The organism is Fundidesulfovibrio magnetotacticus (genome assembly GCF_013019105.1).
In the GTDB taxonomy this organism is placed as follows: domain Bacteria; phylum Desulfobacterota; class Desulfovibrionia; order Desulfovibrionales; family Desulfovibrionaceae; genus Fundidesulfovibrio; species Fundidesulfovibrio magnetotacticus.
In genome coordinates this window covers 65,059-83,700 of the sequence record NZ_BLTE01000012.1, presented here as the reverse complement: position 1 = coordinate 83,700, position 18,642 = coordinate 65,059, and the positions used below count along the sequence as shown (strand labels likewise).

General features: G+C 71.8%; 14 protein-coding genes. 7 read left to right on the top strand and 7 right to left on the bottom strand.

The annotated features are described in order from the left end of the window. Positions 1-29: 29 nt before the first annotated feature. The 4 genes from NNJEOMEG_RS13310 to NNJEOMEG_RS13295 are packed head-to-tail and all read right to left on the bottom strand — an operon-like array spanning position 30 to position 6,458. The gene (locus NNJEOMEG_RS13310) at positions 30-2,435 is read right to left on the bottom strand and encodes a glycosyltransferase family 39 protein (RefSeq protein WP_173085241.1); all 2,406 of its coding nucleotides are present in this window, start codon (positions 2,433-2,435) and stop codon (positions 30-32) included. Then, positions 2,414-3,004, bottom strand: a complete 591-nt coding sequence (gene plsY, locus NNJEOMEG_RS13305; protein ID WP_173085239.1) for a glycerol-3-phosphate 1-O-acyltransferase PlsY — start codon at positions 3,002-3,004, stop codon at positions 2,414-2,416. Before plsY ends, NNJEOMEG_RS13310 begins: the two co-directional genes overlap by 22 nt. Positions 3,005-3,046: 42 nt before the next feature. Beyond that, positions 3,047-5,161: a ribonuclease catalytic domain-containing protein gene (locus NNJEOMEG_RS13300; protein WP_235956955.1), complete on the bottom strand. Its 2,115-nt coding sequence runs from the start codon at positions 5,159-5,161 to the stop codon at positions 3,047-3,049. Positions 5,162-5,180: 19 nt separating this feature from the next. Then, on the bottom strand, positions 5,181-6,458 hold the full coding sequence (locus tag NNJEOMEG_RS13295) for an IMP cyclohydrolase (RefSeq protein ID WP_173085237.1): 1,278 nt from the start codon (positions 6,456-6,458) through the stop codon (positions 5,181-5,183). A 121-nt stretch (positions 6,459-6,579) separates the two neighbouring features. Here NNJEOMEG_RS13295 and NNJEOMEG_RS13290 point away from each other — a divergent pair, with 121 nt between their 5' ends. After that, positions 6,580-6,963 (top strand): hypothetical protein, encoded by a 384-nt coding sequence (locus NNJEOMEG_RS13290; protein ID WP_173085235.1) that lies wholly within the window; start codon positions 6,580-6,582, stop codon positions 6,961-6,963. A gap of 17 nt (positions 6,964-6,980) precedes the next feature. Here the strand turns inward: NNJEOMEG_RS13290 and NNJEOMEG_RS13285 are convergent, their stop codons facing one another. Next, a complete protein-coding gene (locus NNJEOMEG_RS13285; protein ID WP_173085233.1) occupies positions 6,981-7,967 on the bottom strand; it encodes an SAM-dependent methyltransferase in 987 nt (328 codons plus the stop codon). 320 nt (positions 7,968-8,287) lie between these two features. Between NNJEOMEG_RS13285 and NNJEOMEG_RS13280 the strand changes: the two genes are divergently transcribed. From NNJEOMEG_RS13280 to NNJEOMEG_RS13265, 4 genes are all read left to right on the top strand, one after another. Beyond that, positions 8,288-9,568, top strand: coding sequence for an adenylosuccinate synthase (locus NNJEOMEG_RS13280; protein ID WP_173085231.1), 1,281 nt, complete (start codon positions 8,288-8,290; stop codon positions 9,566-9,568). Positions 9,569-9,580: 12 nt separating this feature from the next. Continuing rightward, positions 9,581-10,453, top strand: coding sequence for a DNA polymerase III subunit delta' (locus NNJEOMEG_RS13275; RefSeq protein ID WP_173085229.1), 873 nt, complete (start codon positions 9,581-9,583; stop codon positions 10,451-10,453). 96 nt (positions 10,454-10,549) lie between these two features. After that, positions 10,550-11,704: an ABC transporter substrate-binding protein gene (locus NNJEOMEG_RS13270; protein ID WP_173085227.1), complete on the top strand. Its 1,155-nt coding sequence runs from the start codon at positions 10,550-10,552 to the stop codon at positions 11,702-11,704. A 3-nt stretch (positions 11,705-11,707) separates the two neighbouring features. Beyond that, a complete protein-coding gene (locus NNJEOMEG_RS13265; RefSeq protein WP_173085225.1) occupies positions 11,708-13,966 on the top strand; it encodes a hybrid sensor histidine kinase/response regulator in 2,259 nt (752 codons plus the stop codon). Between the two features lie 4 nt (positions 13,967-13,970). On the opposite strand, the gene NNJEOMEG_RS13260 is transcribed toward NNJEOMEG_RS13265, so the two are convergent. After that, the gene (locus NNJEOMEG_RS13260; RefSeq protein ID WP_173085223.1) at positions 13,971-14,288 is read right to left on the bottom strand and encodes a hypothetical protein; all 318 of its coding nucleotides are present in this window, start codon (positions 14,286-14,288) and stop codon (positions 13,971-13,973) included. Positions 14,289-14,590: 302 nt separating this feature from the next. Here NNJEOMEG_RS13260 and NNJEOMEG_RS13255 point away from each other — a divergent pair, with 302 nt between their 5' ends. Then, entirely contained in the window at positions 14,591-16,837 is a 2,247-nt protein-coding gene (locus NNJEOMEG_RS13255) for a DUF3536 domain-containing protein (RefSeq protein WP_235956954.1), read from the top strand. Then, positions 16,837-17,571: an orotidine-5'-phosphate decarboxylase gene (gene pyrF, locus NNJEOMEG_RS13250; protein ID WP_173085220.1), complete on the top strand. Its 735-nt coding sequence runs from the start codon at positions 16,837-16,839 to the stop codon at positions 17,569-17,571. Before NNJEOMEG_RS13255 ends, pyrF begins: the two co-directional genes overlap by 1 nt. Positions 17,572-17,820: 249 nt before the next feature. Here pyrF and NNJEOMEG_RS13245 read toward each other — a convergent pair whose 3' ends face one another. After that, the gene (locus tag NNJEOMEG_RS13245) at positions 17,821-18,600 is read right to left on the bottom strand and encodes a lytic transglycosylase domain-containing protein (RefSeq protein WP_217270530.1); all 780 of its coding nucleotides are present in this window, start codon (positions 18,598-18,600) and stop codon (positions 17,821-17,823) included. Between the last annotated feature and the right edge of the window lie 42 nt (positions 18,601-18,642).

The following is an 18,642-nucleotide window of genomic DNA, read 5'->3' as shown; positions in this document are numbered from 1 at the left end:
CGAAAGAGGAGCGCCTGCGCGCAACCCCCTCATCTGGCGTGGAAAATAGTTCCGTCGTGCACCCAGAGCTGGGCCAGGGGCCCTTGAAGGACGATCTCCACGCGCAGGGTTCCGTCGCGGGTCAGGGATGGATCGAGACGCAGGGGATAGCGCGCCGAAACAGGCGTGATGCCCTCTCCCGGGCGCTCCAGGCGCAGGCGCTCCAGGCGCGATCCGTCGGGGGCCACCTGGTAGATGGCCACCAGGGACCTTTCCCCCACGCGCGGATAGGCCGTGACATGCCCCGTGCCGGCCGGAAGCTCCGCCGTGAGCGTCGCGCAGGCCTGGCCGGGGCCGGGCGCGAGCACCGTCCAGCCGGGATACTCCGGCTCGGTGCGCCGCACCAGGCCCTCAGGCAGCGGCCCCAGGCGCTGGCCCGGAAGGCCGCGCTCCAGGAAGCGCTCGCCCAGGTGAACCGCCAGGGCACGCTCGCGGAGCAGCGCGCGCAGCCGCACGTGGGCATGCTCCTCCTCCCCCGCGGGGACGAAGGCGGCGCTCACGCCCTCCAGGCGCAGGGTCTCCAGGTTCTGGCCGGGAAAGAGCGGCGTGCGCGGCTCGCTGACCATGCGCACCCGCACCCGCAGGAGCTCGTAGGGGACGTCCCGCTCGAGCAGCGTCGCGTAGCCGCCGCCGGGGTCCGGCCCCATGGACACGGGGTGGAGCGTGGGCGGCTCGCCGTCGAAAGCCGTCTCCAGGATCATGTGGTTGCCCGCCCCCGTGTTGCGGTAGGCCACGAACAGCGCCGCGCCGCCGGAACCTGCCCCCGGGGGCGCGCGGAACTCCCACTGCGCCGCGCCCTCCACGTTGTTGCGCGTGGGCATGGCGAAGCCGCCCAGGGAGTCGTGGGCGTAGGCGGCGTTCTTCAGGGCGGCCACGCGCTCGTGGAAGCCCAGGAGGTCCATGGGCGCGGCGGCGAACGCCCCGGCGGGCTCCAGCTCCAGCCAGGGTTTGCGCGGGAGGACCTTCTCGTAGAGGTGCACGTTCTCGGCCAGGGGCGTCACCCGCGCCGGGGCCAGCAGGCGCCCCAGGTCCGCCCTGTCCCGGGCCAGGCCGCCCAGGTGCATGTTGGCCAGCACGCGCAGGACCATGACGTCGCGCCCGGGCTCCACGTCCTGGGCGTGCAGCAGGTCCGGCCCGGGCAGGCGCGCGGCGTACCAGCCCAGGGCGTTGCGCAGGTAGTCGTTGCCCACCACCAGGGCGTCGCCCGGGGCCAGGGCGGCCAGGGTGCGCCGGGCCATGGTTTTGTAGCCGTCGCAAAGCACCTTGTCGGTGTAGCTCTCCTCTTCGTAGAAGCGCCAGTGGAACGGACCCAGGCACGCCGCGAGCCCCGCCAGGGCCAATCCGGCCGCCAGGGCCGCGCCACGCGGGGGGGACGTGAGCCGGGAGGCCCCGCGACAGACGAGATAGCCCAGGCAGAGCGCCAGGGGCGTGATGGCGGGCGAGAGGTGCCTTGGCCACAGGTTCCAGACCTTGCCCGCCGCCAGAAGCGCCAGGGGCAGGCCGAAGAGCGCGGTCGAGACGAACAAAGCCTCGCGTGGCCGCTCGCGCCACATCAGGCCCAGTCCGGCCAGGGCCGCCAGCCCCAGGAACGCCTGGAGCCACGGCACGCCGTCGTGGAAAAGATTGGCCGCCAGGGCCGTCCAGAGCACACCCAGGGCCTCGGCCCCGCCGTGGTTCTTCTCCAGAAATTCCCCGGCCCAGGCGCTGGAGCTCAGGAAAAAACGCCACTCCAGGGCCGACACCGCGCACAGCAGGGCCGCGCACGAGGCGATGGAGCCCCAGCCCGTTCGTCCGCGCCAGAGCAGGCGGTCCAGGACTAGCCAGCCCAGCAGGGCGAAGCCCGAAGCCAGGGACAGGTATTGCAGGGAGGCCATGGCCGCGCAGGCCAGGGCCAGGAGCGCCGCGTGACGCGGACGCCCCTCGCGGGAGAGGCGCAGCGCCGCCAGCATGCCCAGTGCGAAGAACATGCCCGCCAAGGCGTAGGGGCGCACGAAGCGCGAGAGGAGCAGATGGTGGACGTTCAGGGCCGTGAGCGCCGCTGCCCAGAGCCCCGCGCCCTCACCGAAAAGCTCGCGCCCCAGCCGCCAGGAGAGCCACACTCCCAGCACCCCGGCCAGGGCCGAGGGCAGACGCGTGGCGAAATCGCCGTCGCCGAGGCTCAGCATGCCCTTGATCAGGACGTAGTACGTGGGCGGGTGCACCTCGATGCGCCGCGTCAGCTCCAGGATGTAGGGCCAAGGGTGGCTGGCGTTCTGCGGGACGAGCACCTCGTCCATCCACAGGGAGGGCACGCCCAGGTTGTACAGGCGCAAGACCAAGGCCGCGCCCACGATCAGCAGGAGGCAGACCCCGGCGCGGCCGGGCCCGGGCCGACTCAGCCTGCCTTTTTCCGCCACGGTTTTTCCTCGCGGGCCAGGAGCCTGCGGATGTTGTCCTTGTGCTTCCAGACGATGAGCGCGGCGATCGCCGTGGTGAAGGGCACGATGCTCCACGGGCCGAACCACGCCGCCGTGAAGGGCAGGCTGGCGGCGAAGAAGAGCGAGCCCACCGAGACGAAGCCCGAGGCCGCGATGAGCGCCGCGCAGGAGAGCCCCGAGACCACCGCCGCCCACGGGCACAGGGCCAGCACGGCCCCGATGGCCGTGGCCACGCCTTTGCCGCCCTTGTAGTGCAAAAACACCGGGAACATGTGCCCGCCCACGCAGGCCAGGGCCGTGAGCGAGGCGTACCAGCCGCCGCCCAGCTTCCAGGCCACGGCCACGGGCACGAAACCCTTGAGGGCGTCGCAGGCCAGGGTGAGCACGCCGAGCTTCGTGCCGCAGAGTCTGGCCACGTTGGTGGCCCCGATGTTGCCGCTGCCCGCCGTGCGCGGATCGATGCCGCGCGCCGCCTGGGCGATGAACAGCCCGAAGGGGAACGACCCCGCCAGGTAGGCCAGGCCAAGCCAGAGGATCTTCGCAAGCACGTCTTGCTCCTTGCGCGATGGTTTTCGCCGGTTCCGGGGGTCCTAGTCCACTTTCGGGGGCCACTCCCCGGCCTCGGGCTTCTCGTCCGCCTCGCGCAGGGAGAGCACCCGGAATTCGCCGGTGAGGGGGTCCACCTTGCCCACGCGCGCCCGGAAGCGCTGGCCGGCCTGGAAGGGGCCGCCCAGCATGTCGCGCGGGACGCGGGTGTACATCTGAAGCGTGGTCAGGCTCAAGGCCGTCAGGTGTCCGCACTCTTCCAGGGCCACGGCCTCGAACTCGCGCTCGCGGCCCACCTGCTGCAGGTGCGCGAGCTTCCAGTAGCGCGGCCTGCCCCGCTGCACCATGGCCACGGCGTCCAGGCGCGCCGCCAGCGGCCCCAGGGACTCCTGGAGCGCCTCGCGCGTGAGCCTGGGCGCGCCCGCGGACAGGAAGCTCTCCACCTGGGCCAGGTTCACGAAATCCGCCATGCGCCGCAACGGCGACGTGACCGGCGCGTAGGCCTCGGCCGCCAGACTCGCGTGGCGGCCCGGGCGCGCCTCCAGGGAGGCCCCGCAGAGCTGCTTGACCACCCGGTGCATGTCCACGGGGTCGGTCCAGACCCCGGCGTAGCCCGCAGGAAGCGTCACGTCCTGGACGCGGTGGAAGAGGGCCACCCCCCGCTCGCCTGCCCAGGCGGCCATGGAGGCGTTGGCCAGGATCATCAGTTCGCTCACGGCCAGCTGAGCCTCGGGATAGTCCTTGCCGGGGCCGATCTCCACGTGCGCGGGGCCGGGATGGCCGGAAAGTTCGATGCGCGGCTCGGGCCGGTCGATGACCACGGCCCCCCGTTCCACGCGCGCCCCGCGCAGCAGTGCCGCCAGGTCGCGCGCGGCCGCCGCCTCGGGCGGGGCGTCGCCCCGGGCCAGGGCGGCCTCCACGTCCTCGTAGGTCAGGTTGGCCGCCACGCGCACCCAGCCCAGGGAGGGGGTAAAGGAGCGCGCGCCGCCTTGGGGGTCGAGCTCCCAGTCCAGCAACAGGGCGGGGCGGTCCTCCCCGGCCTTGAGGCTGTAGAGCCCGCAGCCCAGGGCCTCGGGGAGCATGTGGCTGTCGCCCTCGGGCAGGTAGAGGCTCGAGGCGCGGCGCGCCACGGCCCGGCCCAGGGGGCTTTCGAAGTCCCAGGAGAGCGTGGGCCTGGCCAGGGCCATGCGCACGCGCCAGCCGTCCGGGAGGCGCTCCACGTGGAAGGCGTCGTCGATGTCGCGGGTGGTGGGCGAATCGATGCTCAGGAAAGGGGTGTCCAGGGGCGGTTCGCGCCGGGCCTGGAAGTCGCGCCCGAGGGCCTCGATCTCGCCGGCGAAGGCTTCGCTCCAGGCGTCGCCCTCGTCGTAGCCCGCCTGGTCCAGGAGCACGTTGTGGTTTGGCCCCACGATGCCCCACTCCTGGGCCAGGATGAGGGCCTGGGCAGGGTGCTCGGGCAGCCCCTTGCGCAGCTGCTGCCACAGGGGGCCGTGTTCCTGGCTCTCGGCGTCGGCCATGATGGCGCGCAGCAGGTCCTTGAGCCTTTGGGCGGCCGAGGGGTCCAACTGGGCCTCCAGGCGCGCCGGGTCCTTGCGCCGCCCCGAGGACCACCCGGCCCACAGCTCCTGGAAGAAGACGTGTCCCGCCGTGACCACCAGTTCGCGCTCGCGGGCAGCCTCCTGCTCGGCCAGGCGGCGCTCCACGGTTTCGGCCGGATAGACCTCGAAGTTGGGCGGCTGGAACTTGAAGTGGGTCTTCACCGAGAGCAGCGCCCGGCCCATGGCCGCCACCTGGTCCACGTCGGGCTGCTCGAAGGCCAGGCCCGCGAACCATGCGGCGGAATTCTGGGACACCTCTCCCTGGGCCAGCTCCCAGATTTCCAGGGGGTCGAGCCCGGCGCGAAGGGTCTCGCGCCGGGCGGCGTGTTCCTTGAGCTTTTCGAGGATCCCCTCGCGGTTGAAGGCCCCCTCGTGGCGCGGCCCCAGCCAGGGCAGCAGGCGCGCCCCGGCGAGCTTCACCTCGCGCCGGGTGAGGGTGTAGAGCCTGAGCTTGTCGCCCGAGGCCTCCTCCACCCACGCCAGGTGGGGCTCGTTGCCCTGGAGGTATTCCACCACCGTGCCCGGCAGGGGGAGGCTCTGGATGCTGGGATGCCTGGTCAAGCGCGTCTCCGGTGCGGGCCTAGTGCTTGAAGGAGCGCTGGCCGGTGAAGACCATGGCCACCTGGGGCGCGGCTTCGTTGCAGGCCTGGATCACCTCCCAGTCGCGGATGGAGCCGCCGGGCTGGGCGATGGCCGTGACGCCCTGGGCGATGGCCAGGTCCACGCCGTCGCGGAAGGGGAAGAAGCCGTCGGAGACCAGGGCGCTGCCGGGCAGTCCGCCCCGGTCGGCCTTGGTCTGGGCCTCGATCTCGGCCAGGGACCGGGCCAGGGCCGGGTCCGAGGCGGCCTTTTCGCGCAGGTCGTGGATGGAGAGCTTGTGGCGCTCGAAGGCCAGGAGGTCGGCGTACTTGGTGTAGGCCTTGTGGATGGTCAGCTGGACCACGCCCACGCGGTCCTGCTCGCCGGTGCCGATGCCCACGGTGGCCCCGTCCTTGACGAAGATCACGGAGTTGGAGGAGACGCCCGCCTCCACGGCCCAGGCGAAGAGCAGGTCCTGCGCCTCGGCGGGGCTGGGGGCGCGGGCGGTGAAGGCCTTGCCGTCCTTGGTCTCGGTCTTGGCGGGAAGGAAGTCGGCAACTTCGAGAATACGGTTGCGGAAGGAGAACTGGAGCACCAGTCCGCCGTCCATGAGGGTCTTCACGTCCAGGAAGGGTTCGCCCACGTAGTCGGCCAGGACGGCGAGGCCCGGGATGGCCACGATGCGCAGGTTCTTCTTGGTCTTGAGGATCTCCAGGGCGGCCGGTTCGTAGTCCGGTGCTGCCACCACCTCGAAGTAGCCCGCGTTGATGAGCTCGGCCGTGGCCTTGTCCAGGGTGCGGTTCACCACCACGGCCCCGCCGAAGGCGGCGATGCGGTCGGAGAGGTTGGCGCGCTCGAAGGCCTTGGCCAGGCCCTCGGCGGACCAGGCCGCGCCGCAGGGGTTGTTGTGCTTGAGGATCACGACGGCGGGCCTGGCCGAGAGGTACTGGAGGATGTTCAGGCCGTTGTCCACGTCGGTGAGGTTGGTCTTTCCGGGATGCTTTCCGGCCTGGATCATGTGCTCTTCCGTGAGGGCCGAGACGAGGCCGCGTCCGGGGCCGCGGAAGCGCACGCCGCCCAGTTCCAGGGCGCCGTCCTTAAGCTGGTAGAGCGCGGCGGGCTGATCGGGGTTCTCGCCGTAGCGCAGGCCCTTTTGCTCGCCGTCGATGGTCCAGGTCTTCTTGGCGAACACCAGGGTCTGACCGCCCAGGGTGACGGTGAGGTCCTGGGGAAAGGGGTCTTCCTGGATGGTGGTGTACATTTTTTTCAGGTCGCTCATGGGGGTGCTCCTGTGGTGTCGTGCGGGCGAAGCCTCTTAGCACGCCGGGGGCCGGGCGGCAAACGGGCATTGGCCGCGCCGGGAAATCGTGCTAGGCGTTGGCGTCCGAGAGGGAGACAACGTGGAAAGAGTCCTGTTGAAACTGGCCAGGCAGCTGGGCAACTACGACGAAGCGTCGCTGACCAGCCTTTGGGAGCGCTACGCCGAGCAGGTGCAGCGGTTCGAGCCCTCCAAGCGCTGGGAGGAGGCGGTGCTGATCCTGAGCATGATCCAGGCGGTGCGCTTCAAGAACCAGCTGTTCAACCTGCACTGGGCCGAGGGCCGCGAGCCGGGGGCCGTGCCGCCGCCCAGGCCGCACATGGAGGCCGTGCCCAACGCCACTGCGGACGCGACGTCCCAGCCGGGCGTGACGCCCCTGCCCGAGCCCGCCCGGACGCCCCGCAAGCCCGGCAAGGGCAAGGTGCTTTCGTTCCGCCACAAGGACGGGGACGCGCCGGAAAGCTGATCCCCGGAACGCCCGCCCTACTCCTCCACCCCCGGCATGCCGAACTCGCCCAGCTTCCTGGGCGTCTCGCCGTCTTCGGGCGCGAAGGTGGGGAACTCCTCGCCGTCCAGGAGCACCCAGGTCAGCTCGTGCTTGTTGTTGTGCAGGTGCACCAGGCGCGAGCCGGGGAAGGCCCAGAACTTGGCCGCGGTCTCGTGATCGGTGGGACCCTGGAACTTGATGGTGCACACGAAGTTGCGCGCCTTGCCGAAGGTGCGCCAGCGGTCCACCAGCCTCCAGAGGCGGTCGGGGTAGCAGACCACGTCGCAGAAGAGCCAGTCCACGGGGCCCACCTCGCGCGGGTCCAGGGCGAAGGCCGAGAGCATGCGGTACTCCACGCCGGGCAGGGCCTCGATCCTGGGGTCCAGGGGGGCCTTGTCCACGGTGAGCACCCGGCAGCCCAGCCTGGCCAGCACCCACGTCCAGCCGCCCGGGCTCCCGCCCAGGTCCAGGCAGAAGCTCTCGGGCTTGGGCGCGGCCTCCAGGAGCGTGAAGAGCTCCCAGAGCTTCAGATAGGCCCGGTTGGGCGGGTCGGTCTTGTTCTCCAGGAACTGCACCTCGCCGTGGGCGAAGGGGCTGGAGCAGGCGGGCGAGGCCACCAGGAGGTCTCGCTCCAGGAGCGTCCAGGAGCCCAGGGGCGCGCGCGGCGGCGGCGTGCCGATGGCCATGGGCTTGGGCTTCACCGAGGGCAGCTGGGCCTCGATGAGCCGGGCGCGGCGGTGGTGGCGCACGCTCCACAGGGCCCAGTTGCGCTGGAGCGCCTTGAGCTTGTTGGCGGCGTCCGTGATGGACTCCACCCGGATGCGCTGGGGATTGAGCCAGATGTTCTGGGCCCAGGCCACGGGCCGGGGCGGCCCCGGCGCGAAAACAAGGCGGTCCACCACTTCGGTGGCGTCGCCCAGTTCGTAGACGAGTTCGTCGGTGAAGCCCTTGGGGGCCAGATAGACGGTGAAATCGGAACTCACGCTGTCGCCTCCGGGCGGCGTTGAAGCTCCCGCCCGGGGTCCCTTTAGCTCTTCGCGGTCCGCCCCGGCAAGCCCGGAGGCGCTTCCAGGCCCGCTCCCGCGCGCATTTCCCCGGCCGTCGCGCCTGGCGCTCCCCGCACGAAGCCCCGCGCGTCTTTTCGTTGACAAGCGTGGAGCGGTTTCTTACGCATTGAAGCCTTTTGCGAAAGCGTCGAATCCGGGGCGGATCACCGCCCGGGCACATTCAAAAACTGCCGGGGTCCGGGGGCTCTCCCCCGGCGGGGGACGGGGCGCGCTCCGGTCCCCTCTCTGGAGGATCAATGGCTGGCATGGTGGTGCACGGCGCCCAGTGGGGCGACGAAGGCAAGGGAAAGATCGTGGACCTGCTCACCGAGCGGGCGGACCTGATCGTACGCTTCCACGGCGGCAACAACGCGGGCCACACCCTGGTGGTGGACGGCGAGAAGACCGTGCTGCACCTCATCCCCTCGGGCATCCTGCACGCGGGCAAGCGCTGCGTGATCGGCGCGGGCGTGGTGCTCGACCCGGGCGTCTTCCTGGCCGAGGCAGACAAGCTCACGGCCAAAGGCGTGGACATGTCCCCGGCCCGGCTCGCCGTGAGCTACCGCACCCACGTGATCATGCCCTACCACAACCTGCTGGACTCGGCCCGAGAGGCCGCCAAGGCGGGCTCCAAGATCGGCACCACCGGCCGCGGCATCGGCCCCTGCTACGAGGACAAGGCCTCGCGCATCGGCATCCGCGCCGGAGACTTCCTCGACGAGGCCCTGCTGGAGCGCAAGGTGGCCGCCGCCCTGCCCGAAAAGAACGCCCTGCTGGCCGGGCTCTACGGCCTTGAGCCCCTGGAGCTCTCCAAGGTGATGGAGGCCGTGCTCCCCCTGGCCCGTCGCGTGGCCCCCCACGTGCAGGACGTGCCCGCCATGATCCAGGAGTGCCTCGCCCAGGGCAAGGGCGTGCTCTTCGAGGGCGCGCAGGGCACCCACCTGGACATCGACCACGGCACCTACCCCTTCGTCACGTCGTCCTCCTGCCTGGCGGGCAACGCCGCCGCCGGGTCCGGGGCCAGCGTGCGCGACCTGGGCGAGGTGATCTCCGTGGTCAAGGCCTACACCACCCGCGTGGGCTCCGGCCCCTTCCCCACTGAGCTCTCCTGCGCGGACGGCGAACACCTCCAGAGCGTGGGCGCGGAGTTCGGGGCCACCACCGGCCGCAAGCGCCGCTGCGGCTGGCAGGACATGCCCGTGCTGCGCGAGGCCGTGCGCCTCAACGGCACTACCAGCCTCGCCGTCACCAAGCTCGACGTGCTGGGCGGCCTGAAGGAGCTGAAAATCTGCGTGGCCTACCGCTTCCAGGGCGGCGAACTGCTCTACCCGCCCCAGCAGGAAGGCGCGCTGGCCCACGTGGAGCCCGTCTACGAAACCCTGCCCGGCTGGAGCGAGGACGTGAGCGCCTGCCGCTCCATGGCCGAGCTGCCCCAGGCCGCCAGGAACTACCTGCGCCGCATGGAGGAACTCTCCGGCGCGCCCGTGGGCATCGTCTCCGTGGGCCCCGGCCGCGAGCAGACCATCTTCCCGGGCTAGGCCCCGCACGCCATGAACGGCGCGTTCTTCGGCCTGCCCCCCCGGCAGGAGCTGGCCAGACGCCGACTGGACGACCTGGGGCGCAACCCGCCCCAGGTGCTCGTGCTGGAGGGCGGCACGGCCCCGGAACGCGAGGCCGCCGCGCTCTACTACGCCGCCGCGCTCAACTGCGCCCGTCTCCTGGAGGACCCCACCCGCCAATCGCCCTGCGGGGCCTGCCCCGCCTGCGTCCAGGTGCGCGAGCGCACCTACATGGACCTGCTCTACCTGGACGGGGCCGAGCAATCCATCAAGGTGGACGACATCCGCGAGGTGCGCCAGAAGGTGGGCGAGCCCCCCCGGGGGCCGGGCCGCCGCTTGGTCGCCCTCACCGAGGCCCAGGGGCTCACGCCCCAGGCGGCCAACGCCCTGCTCAAATCCATGGAGGAGCCCAGGCCGGGCAACTGCTTCGTGCTCCTGGCCCCCCAGCGCGAGCGCCTGCTGCCCACGCTGGTCTCGCGCTCGTGGGTTCTCACCCTGGCCTGGCCGGAGCCCTCCTCGGCCCAGTGCCCCTCCGGCGAGGGCCCGGAGGCGCCCTTCATGGATGCCCTGGAGCGCTTCTGGCACACGGGCCACGGCCTCTTCGGGCTCACGGGGTCCAAGGGCAAGCTCACCCGCCCAGTGGCCCAGCAGGTGGTGCTGGCCCTCTCCAAGGAGCTGGCACAGGCCCTGGCCGGACGCCCCTGCTCCAGACTGGGCGCGTTCTTCGCGGAGCGCCTGGGGGTTGAGGGCCTGCGCGCCCTGGACCTGCTGCTGGAGGCCGCCCAGGAGGCCCTGATCAACATGGCCAACCCCGCCCTGGTCCTGGAGCGCCTGGCCGTGCGCGTCTGGCTCCTCTCCCGCTAGCCGCCCCGCGCGGTGGGAAATAGTAATCCCCCCCCTGTTCATTTTCCTCGAATCGGGCTAAACCATGATTGAAGACTCATTCATGGACACCACGCAGTGCGAACCGTCATCCACCTCCTCCTCGCCGCCTTGCTGGGCCTCAACCCCGTCGCGCACGGGGCCTCGTCGGCCGAGCCTCCCGTGCAACTGGGGGTGGCGCTCAGCCTGAGCGGGCCGTCCGCCGACGCCTCCAGGGCCTTTGCCGAGGGCGTGCGCCTGTGGATCGAGGAGGCCAACCGCCAGGGCGGCATCCTGGGGCGGCGCGTGGAACTCCTCTGGCGCGACGACCGCTCCGACCCCGAACAGACCGCCCTGGCCTACCGCGAACTGGCCCGCGAGACCCCGCTCCTGCTTGGCCCCCCCGAACGCGTGGCCGGGTTGGCCGTGTTGCCCGTGCTCGTGCGGGCCAAGGCCCCCTGCGTTTTCCCGGCCCCCGCCACCGACAGCCTCTGGGAGGGCGGCGGCGGTTTCGCCTTCGGGCTACTGACGCCCCTCTCCGAGTGGGCAGGCGGCTTCTTCGAGATCGCCGCCCGGGAGGGCCTGGAGACGGCTGCCTCCGTGAGCGTGGACCACCCCTACGACCGCAACGTCTCCGGCAACGTGGCCAAGCTGGCCGGACGCTTCGGCCTGCGCGTGACCTTCCAGGAGTCCGTGCCGCTCGACCAGGCCGCCCGCGCCCTGGAGGCCGCCCAGAAGACACATCCCGGCGCGCTGCTGCTCTGGGGCAGCCCGCGCGGCTGCGTGGCGGCCCTGCGCGCCCTCAAGGCCATGCGCTGGAAGCCCCGGGCGCTCTACGTGTCGTCGAGCCTCTTCGAGGAGCCCCTTTCGGCCCTGGCGGGCTCCGCCGCTGACGAGGCTTTCACCGCGCTGCCCTGGGCCCCCTTCGCCGCCCGGGCCTATCCCGGCGGCGCGGAGTTCGTGCGAGACTACCACGTCGCCACCGGCCGCAACCCCGGCTACCTGGCCGCCACGGCCTACGCCGGATGCCAGGTGCTGGCCGCCGCCGCCGCCAAGGCCGGAACGCTCGACCGCGACAAGCTCCGCCTGGCCCTGGCCTCCCTGGACGTGGTGACCATCGTGGGCCGCTACGGCGTGGACCCCTCGGGACGCCAGCTGCGCCAGTTCCCCCTCACCGTGCAGTTGCGCAAGGGTCGCGAGGAGATCGTCTGGCCCGAACAGATGCGCACCGCAAGGCCCCAGGTGGCGAGGTAACCCGTGCTCGACCGCCTCTCCTTCCGACTCGCCCTGCCCGTGACCCTGGCCGTGCTCCTGCTGGGTGGCTGCCTGGCGCTCTTCGTACTGGGGGCCATCTCCCGCTTCGCCCAGGAACACGCCGAGCACGACCTGCAAAGCTACGCCCGCGAGACCAGCGCCATCCTCGACGCCGCCTACGACCAGCTTGCCGCCAGCGGACGCATGGCAGACCCCGACGAGGTGCGCGCCGCCAGGGGCCGCGCCCTGGCGGCCCTGGAGAAATCCGTGCGGGCCAACGCCATCACCTGCCTGGTCCTCGGCCCCAAGGAGCAGATCCTGCTCCAGGCGGGCATCGCCGACCCCGCCCCCCTGCTGGCGGCCGCCAAGGCCCCGGGAGGCGTGGAGGACGTCCCGGTGGGGGAAGACCGCTACCACGTGCTGCGCAGCGCATTCCCCCTGTGGAACCTGAACGTTCTCCTGGCCCGCAAGGACGCCGACTTCCCGCGTCTGGCCGCGGCCGTGCGCGACCTCTACCTGGGCGCGGGCGGCCTGCTGGTGCTGGCCCTTGTGGCGTTTCTGCTGTTCTCCCACGCCGTGGTCTCGCGGCCCGTGCGCCTCATCGCGGACGACCTGCTCCACGGCAGGCGGCCCTCTTACCGGGGCATCCGGGAGTTCGAGTCCCTGACGCGCTCCATCGGCGCGGTGATGGCCTCGCTGGACGAGCGCGAGCGCCTCGTGCGCCTCTCGCGCACGTGGTACCGCCAGATGTTCGAGGCCGCGCCCGCCATGATGTTCACCACCTCGCGCCGTGGCTGGTTCTGCGACGTGAACCTGGCCTTCATCGACCACACGGGCCTGGGCCGCGAACACCTGCTCAACGCCCCGCTCTCGGAAGTCCTGGACGTGGACCCGGACCTGCTGCAACGCCTCTGGGAGGGCGAGCCCCTGCGCCGCGCCCCGGCCCAGTTGCGCCCCGCCTCGGGACCGCCGCGCCAGGCCCTCCTGGACGCCCTGGTCACCGAGGACCCCAAGGGCGAGCGCGTGGCCCTCTTCGTGGCCATCGACGTCACCGAGGAACGCCGCGCCCGCGCGGAGCTCATCGCCGCCAAGGAGGCAGCCGAGGAGGCCAGCCGCGCCAAGAGCGAATTCCTGGCCAACGTGAGCCACGAGATCCGCACGCCCCTCAACGGCGTGCTGGGCATGCTCCAGCTTCTGGAGAAATCCGGCCTGGACCAGCGCCGCGACGACTGGGTGCGCAACGCACTGGACTGCGGGCGCTCCCTGCTCACGCTCCTGGGCGACATCCTGGACCTCTCCAGCCTGGAGTCCGGCAGCCGCCAGTGCCGCCTGGAGCCCTTCAGCGCCGTGGACATCCTGCGCGAGGTGGCCCAGCTCTACGTGCGCCAGGCCCAGGCCAAGGGGATCACCCTGGCCGTGGAGGCCGACCCCGCCATCCCCCGCACCCTCCTGGGCGACGGCGGCAGGCTGCGCCAGGCCCTCTTCAACCTGGCGGGCAACGCCGTGAAGTTCACCCCTTCGGGGTCCGTGACCCTGCGCGCCGACGCCGTGGGGCGCGACCGCCAAGGCGTCTCCCGGCTGCTTTTCTCGGTGGAGGACACGGGCGTGGGCATCGAACCGGCCAAGCTGGCCCGGGTCTTCGAGCCCTTCACCCAGGCCGACGGCTCCCACACGCGGCGCTACCAGGGCGCCGGGTTGGGCCTGGCCATCGTCCGGCGTCTGGTGCGCCTGTGGGAGGGCTCGCTGGAGATCGACTCGCAGCCCGGGGAAGGCTGCACCGTGAGCTTCACCATGCCCGTCTCTCCCGCCCCCCGGGGGGCCGAGCCCCCGCTGCCCGCCCCCGCCCACCCGGCCCAGCCCAGGCCCGGCGGGCGCGTGCTCCTGGCCGAGGACGACCCCGTGAACACCGTGATGACCATGGACATGCTCGAAAGCCTCGGCTACCTGGCCACCATCGTGGAAAACGGCGAGGAGGCCCTGAAAGCCCTGGCCCAGGAAGACTTCGACTGCCTGATCATGGACATCCAGATGCCCGGCATGGACGGCCTCACGGCCACGCGGGCCATCCGGCGCGCACCGGCCCTGGGCGAGAAGGCCCGCATCCCCATCATCGCCCTCACCGCCCACGCCCTGCCCGGAGACCGCGAGCGCTTCCTGGCCGAAGGCATGGACGATTACCTCCCCAAGCCCGTGGAGTACGACGACCTGGCCGTGGCCCTGCACCGGGCCATGGGCAAGCCCTGGCGACGCCTGCTCAGTTGAACGCTCAGCGCTCCATCTTCCTCAGATAGACGTTCTTGCCGTTGATCGTCCCGCGCAGCACGCCCCTGCCCTGGTGGAACAGGCGCACCACCTCCTTGTCGCCCGTGTAGGCGTAGACCGCCCCGGCCACCGTCTCGATTTTTCCGTTGTAATTGAATGCGTCGCTGCTCACGATGATGCCCTTGCCGCTCTTGATCCGCACGACCATCCTCTCCGTGTTGTCCAGATAGTCGCCGTCCTCGATCCTCCTTTCGGACTCGCATCCGCAAGCAAGAACGCAGAACGCCAGCACAAGGAGACGTATGATCTCCGTCTTGAACATGACTTGGTTTCTCCAGGGCGCACGCAACGAGTGATCGAAAGGGCATCGAAGCGCCCACTCCTCTCATAGCTTCACTTCCGAAAGGGGACAAGCCCGCTTTCTCACTGCCCGCAAGCCGTCCGCCGCAAGCCGTCCACCACAAGTAGGACACGGCGCGCCAGGCCCGGCGCGCCCCTCCAAAAAGGCCTTGTGAGCCCGACGCCTCAACTGCTACCCATGTCATGCCCGCCCGCGGCCCCGCCCTGCCGGGCAGCATCCCAGGAACGTTCAACAACTCCGCCCGATGGAGAGAGGTCCTCACTGTGGACGACAACTTCCTGTGCATCCACGGCCACTTCTACCAGCCGCCCCGCGAAGACCCCTGGCTCGGGACCATCCTCCCCGAAGGCAGCGCCGCGCCCTGGCTCAACTGGAACCAGCGCATCACCCGCGAATCCTACGCGCCCCTGGCCCGCGCCCGACGCCTCGACGGCTCGAGCCGCATCACCGAGGTGATGAACTGCTACGAGTGGATGAGCTTCAACGCGGGCCCCACCCTGCTCCACTGGATGGCCCAGACCGACCCCGACACCCTGCGCCTCATGGTGGAGGCCGACCGCGCCAGCGCCAAGCGCCTGGGGCACGGCAACGCCATGGCCCAGGTCTACCACCACCAGATCCTCCCCCTGGCCTCCCAGTTGGACAAGGAGCTCGAAGTGGCCTGGGCCGTGGACGACTTCACCGCCCGCTTCGGCCGCGCCCCCGAGGGCATGTGGCTGGCCGAGGCCGCCGTGGACACCGCCTCCCTAGAGGTTCTGGCCCGCGCGGGAATCGCCTTCACCGTGCTGGCCCCGCGCCAGGCCCGCGCCGTGGGCCCCCTGGAGGACGGGGCGCTCACCCCCGTGGACCAGGGCTCCCTGGACATCCGCAGGCCCTATCTGGTGCGCCTGCCCTCGGGGCGGCACATCAGCGTCTTCTTCTACGACGGCCCCCTCTCCCAGGCCGTGGCCTTCGAGCGCCTCCTGGCCGACGGCGGCGACTTCTGGCGCAGGCTCGCCGGGGCATCGGGACCCGGGCTCACGGCCCTGGCCACCGACGGCGAGACCTACGGCCACCACTTCACCTTCGGGGAAATGGCCCTGGCCTACGTGCTGGATCAGGCCCGGGAAGGACGGGGCGGCCCGCGCCTGACCAACTTCGCCGCCTTCCTGGCCGACAACCCGCCCACGCGGCGCGTGGAGCTGCACGAGCCCTCCTCCTGGAGCTGCGCCCACGGCGTGGAGCGCTGGCGCTCCGACTGCGGCTGCACCGACGGCGGCCACCCCGGCTGGCGGCAGACGTGGCGCGGCCCCCTGCGCAAGGCCCTCCAGGACGCCAAGGACGCAGCCGACCAGCACTTCTTCCAGCGCGGCGCGCTCTGCTTCAAGGACCCGCGCGAGGCCCTCACCCGCTACGGCAGGGTGCTCTCCGGCCTTGCGACCCCCGAGGCCTTCGCCCGGGACCACTTCCTGGAGCGCCTTCCCGCTCCGGAGCAGGACGCGGCCTGGAAGCTCCTGGCCATGCAGCAGTGGGGCCTGGCCTCCCTGGCCAGCTGCGCCTGGTTCTTCGACGAGATCTCGCGCATCGAGCCCGTCAACGCCATGACCTACGCCCTGCGCGCCCTGGAACTCATGCGCCGCACCGGCGGCCCCGACATGGAGGCCCCCTTCGCCGAGGCCCTGCGCCAGGCCCCCTCCAACCTGCCCGAATACGGCGACGGCGCGGGCGTGCTGCGCGCCTGCGCCCTCCCCCGGCGCGAGACCCCGGCCTCGCTCACGGCCCAGGCCCTCTGGACCCTCTGGGCAGAGGACCGCCTGCCCGCGCCCGGAGCGTCCGCCCGGGTCGCCTGGCCCGGCGTCGCGGTCACCGTCACGCCGTCCGCGCCCGGAGCGGGCAAGGTCTCCATCGCCTGGAACCTGGAGCCCGCCCCCGACGAGGCCTCCTACCGCTGGACGCCCCCGCCCTCCGATCCCGACCCGGCCCGGGACCCCCTGTCGCTCCCCGTCACGGTGACGCACCCGGGCGGCGAGGAGTCTTTCGTCCCGCGCGCGTTGCCCGTGAACAAGCGCCAGGCCCTGGCCGACGCCTTCGCGCGCCGCGCCGCCCAACGGGCCTGGGATGCCGGGAAAGCCGCCATGGCCGTGGGGGCCAACCTGGTCACGGAGCTTCAGGAGGCCCAGACCACCATGACCCTGGCCCAGCTCTGGGCCGGACAGTGGACGCATCTGGCCTGGGCCTGGCTCAACGGCCTGGAGATCGAGGGCAAGCGCCTGGAGCTTCTGAAACTCTTTCTTGGACAATGCTCCGGCGACCCCCGCGAGCGCGAGGCCCTCATGGAGCGCGTGTGCGCCCACGCGCTGGCCCTGGCCGCCTCGGACGCGCCGGACTGGACGGCCCTGTCGCTCCTGGTGGAGCGCGCCCGCTCCCTGGGCCTGCCCGAGGACTGGTGGAGCGTGCAGAACCTGCTCTGGGACCTGGGTCTGCACCATGGCGCGGGCCGCGATTTCGCCCGCCAGCTGGGGTTTGCCTGATGCGCCACCCCATCCCCGCCGCCGAGCGGCTCATCGTGGCCCTGGACGTGGACAACGCCGCCGACGCCCTGGCCATCGTCCGGGACCTGGGCGACGCGGCCCGCCACTACAAGGTGGGCCTGCAGCTCTTCCTGGCCGAAGGCTTCCCCCTGGTGGAGCGCATCATGGGCATGGGCCACCGCCTGATGCTGGACCTCAAGTTCCTGGACATCCCCCAGACCACCCACCTGGCCATGCGCGAGGCGGCCAAACGCGGCGTGCACATGGCCACCATCCATTCCCACGTCTCCAGCGTGTGCCGCGCGGCCGTGGCCGGAGCGGCGGACGGCGACACCCTGGTGCTGGGCGTCACCGTGATGACCAGCTACGGCGAGACCGAACGCGCAGAACTGGGCTACCCCGGCAGCATCGAGGACCTGGTGCTGGCCCGCGCGAGCCTGGCCCTGGCCGCTGGCTGCGGCGGCGTGGTGGCCTCGGCCCGGGAGGCTGCGCTCATCCGCCACGCCTACGGCGCGGGCTTCGTGATCGTCACCCCCGGCATCCGCCCGGCCGGTCTCGGGACCAAGGACGACCAGCACCGGATCATGACCCCCGGCAGGGCCATCGCGGGCGGCTCGGACTATCTCGTGGTGGGCCGCCCCATCACCCGCGCGGACGACTCGCGCGCGGCGGCCCTGGCAATCCAGGAGGAGATCGCGGAGGCTTTGGAGGGCCTGGAAGGGCGAGACCGATAGGTTTGACCCGACGCCGTTCGCGGAGATGCCGGACACGGCCCAGACCGCACGACCGGACCGGTCGGCTGGCGACCCCGCGACCACCCCGTTGCGCCGGGAGGCCTCATGCCGTGCGACTCCCGGCCACTCCAACGCGACGCCGGTTCCCGTGATCGGCGTCAGGCCTGGAGGCGCGCGTCCGCGTTTTTCGACCGCGACTGCATCCCGGCGCAAAGGCGCGCCCCTGGGCCGCGCGCAGCGCGGGAGCGCTCAGGGCTTCTTCGCGCCCGCGCCTTTTCCAGCTCCCGGCCCCGTTCCCTTCTCCGGTCCCCCTCCCGGGGCCTGGCCCTCCAGGACCTTCTTGACGAAGGCCTCCAGGTTGCCGCCGGTCTTCAGGCGGATGTAGCGGTCCGCCACCAGGCCCACGTAGCGCTGCGTCTCGGGGAAGGGCGGCACGCCGCCGTATTTGCGCACGGCCTCCGGCCCGGCGTTGTAGGCCGCCAGGGCCAGGCGCACGTCGCCCCCGAAGGCCGCAAGCTGGGCCTTGAGGTAGCGGCTGCCCGCGTCGATGCTCTCCTGGGGGTCGAAGGGGTCGTTCATGGCCAGGTCCCGCGCCGTGCCGGGCATGATCTGCATGAGCCCCTGCGCGCCCTTGGGCGAGACGGCCTGGGGGTCGCCGCCGGACTCGATCTCCATGACCGCGCGCACCAGGGCGGGGTCCAGGCCGTGACGGGAGCTGGCCTGCCTGATCCAGATGGCGGTCTGGGCGGGGGTGGTCCCCGGGGGCAGGCGGAAGTCTCGGTCGCCGGGCTGGTGCTCGGCGGCGGACGCGGGCGCGCCGACCAGCCAGCACAGGCAGCCCAGCAGGAGCGCGACCTGGGCGCGCGCGGCCAGCCTGCGCGGTGGGGTCGCGCGGGCCGGAGACAGCCCTCCCCGGCCCGCGCGGGCCGGACGCGCGGGCACGCCTGACAAAACGCGTGCGGCGCACGCCGCGAACGGGACGCGGGCACCGGGTGCGGGGGGCGCGATGACGTCGGGGAAGGGGGTCATGCCCCGGTTGTGTCCGAGCGCGGCGCGGATGTAAAGCGCCCC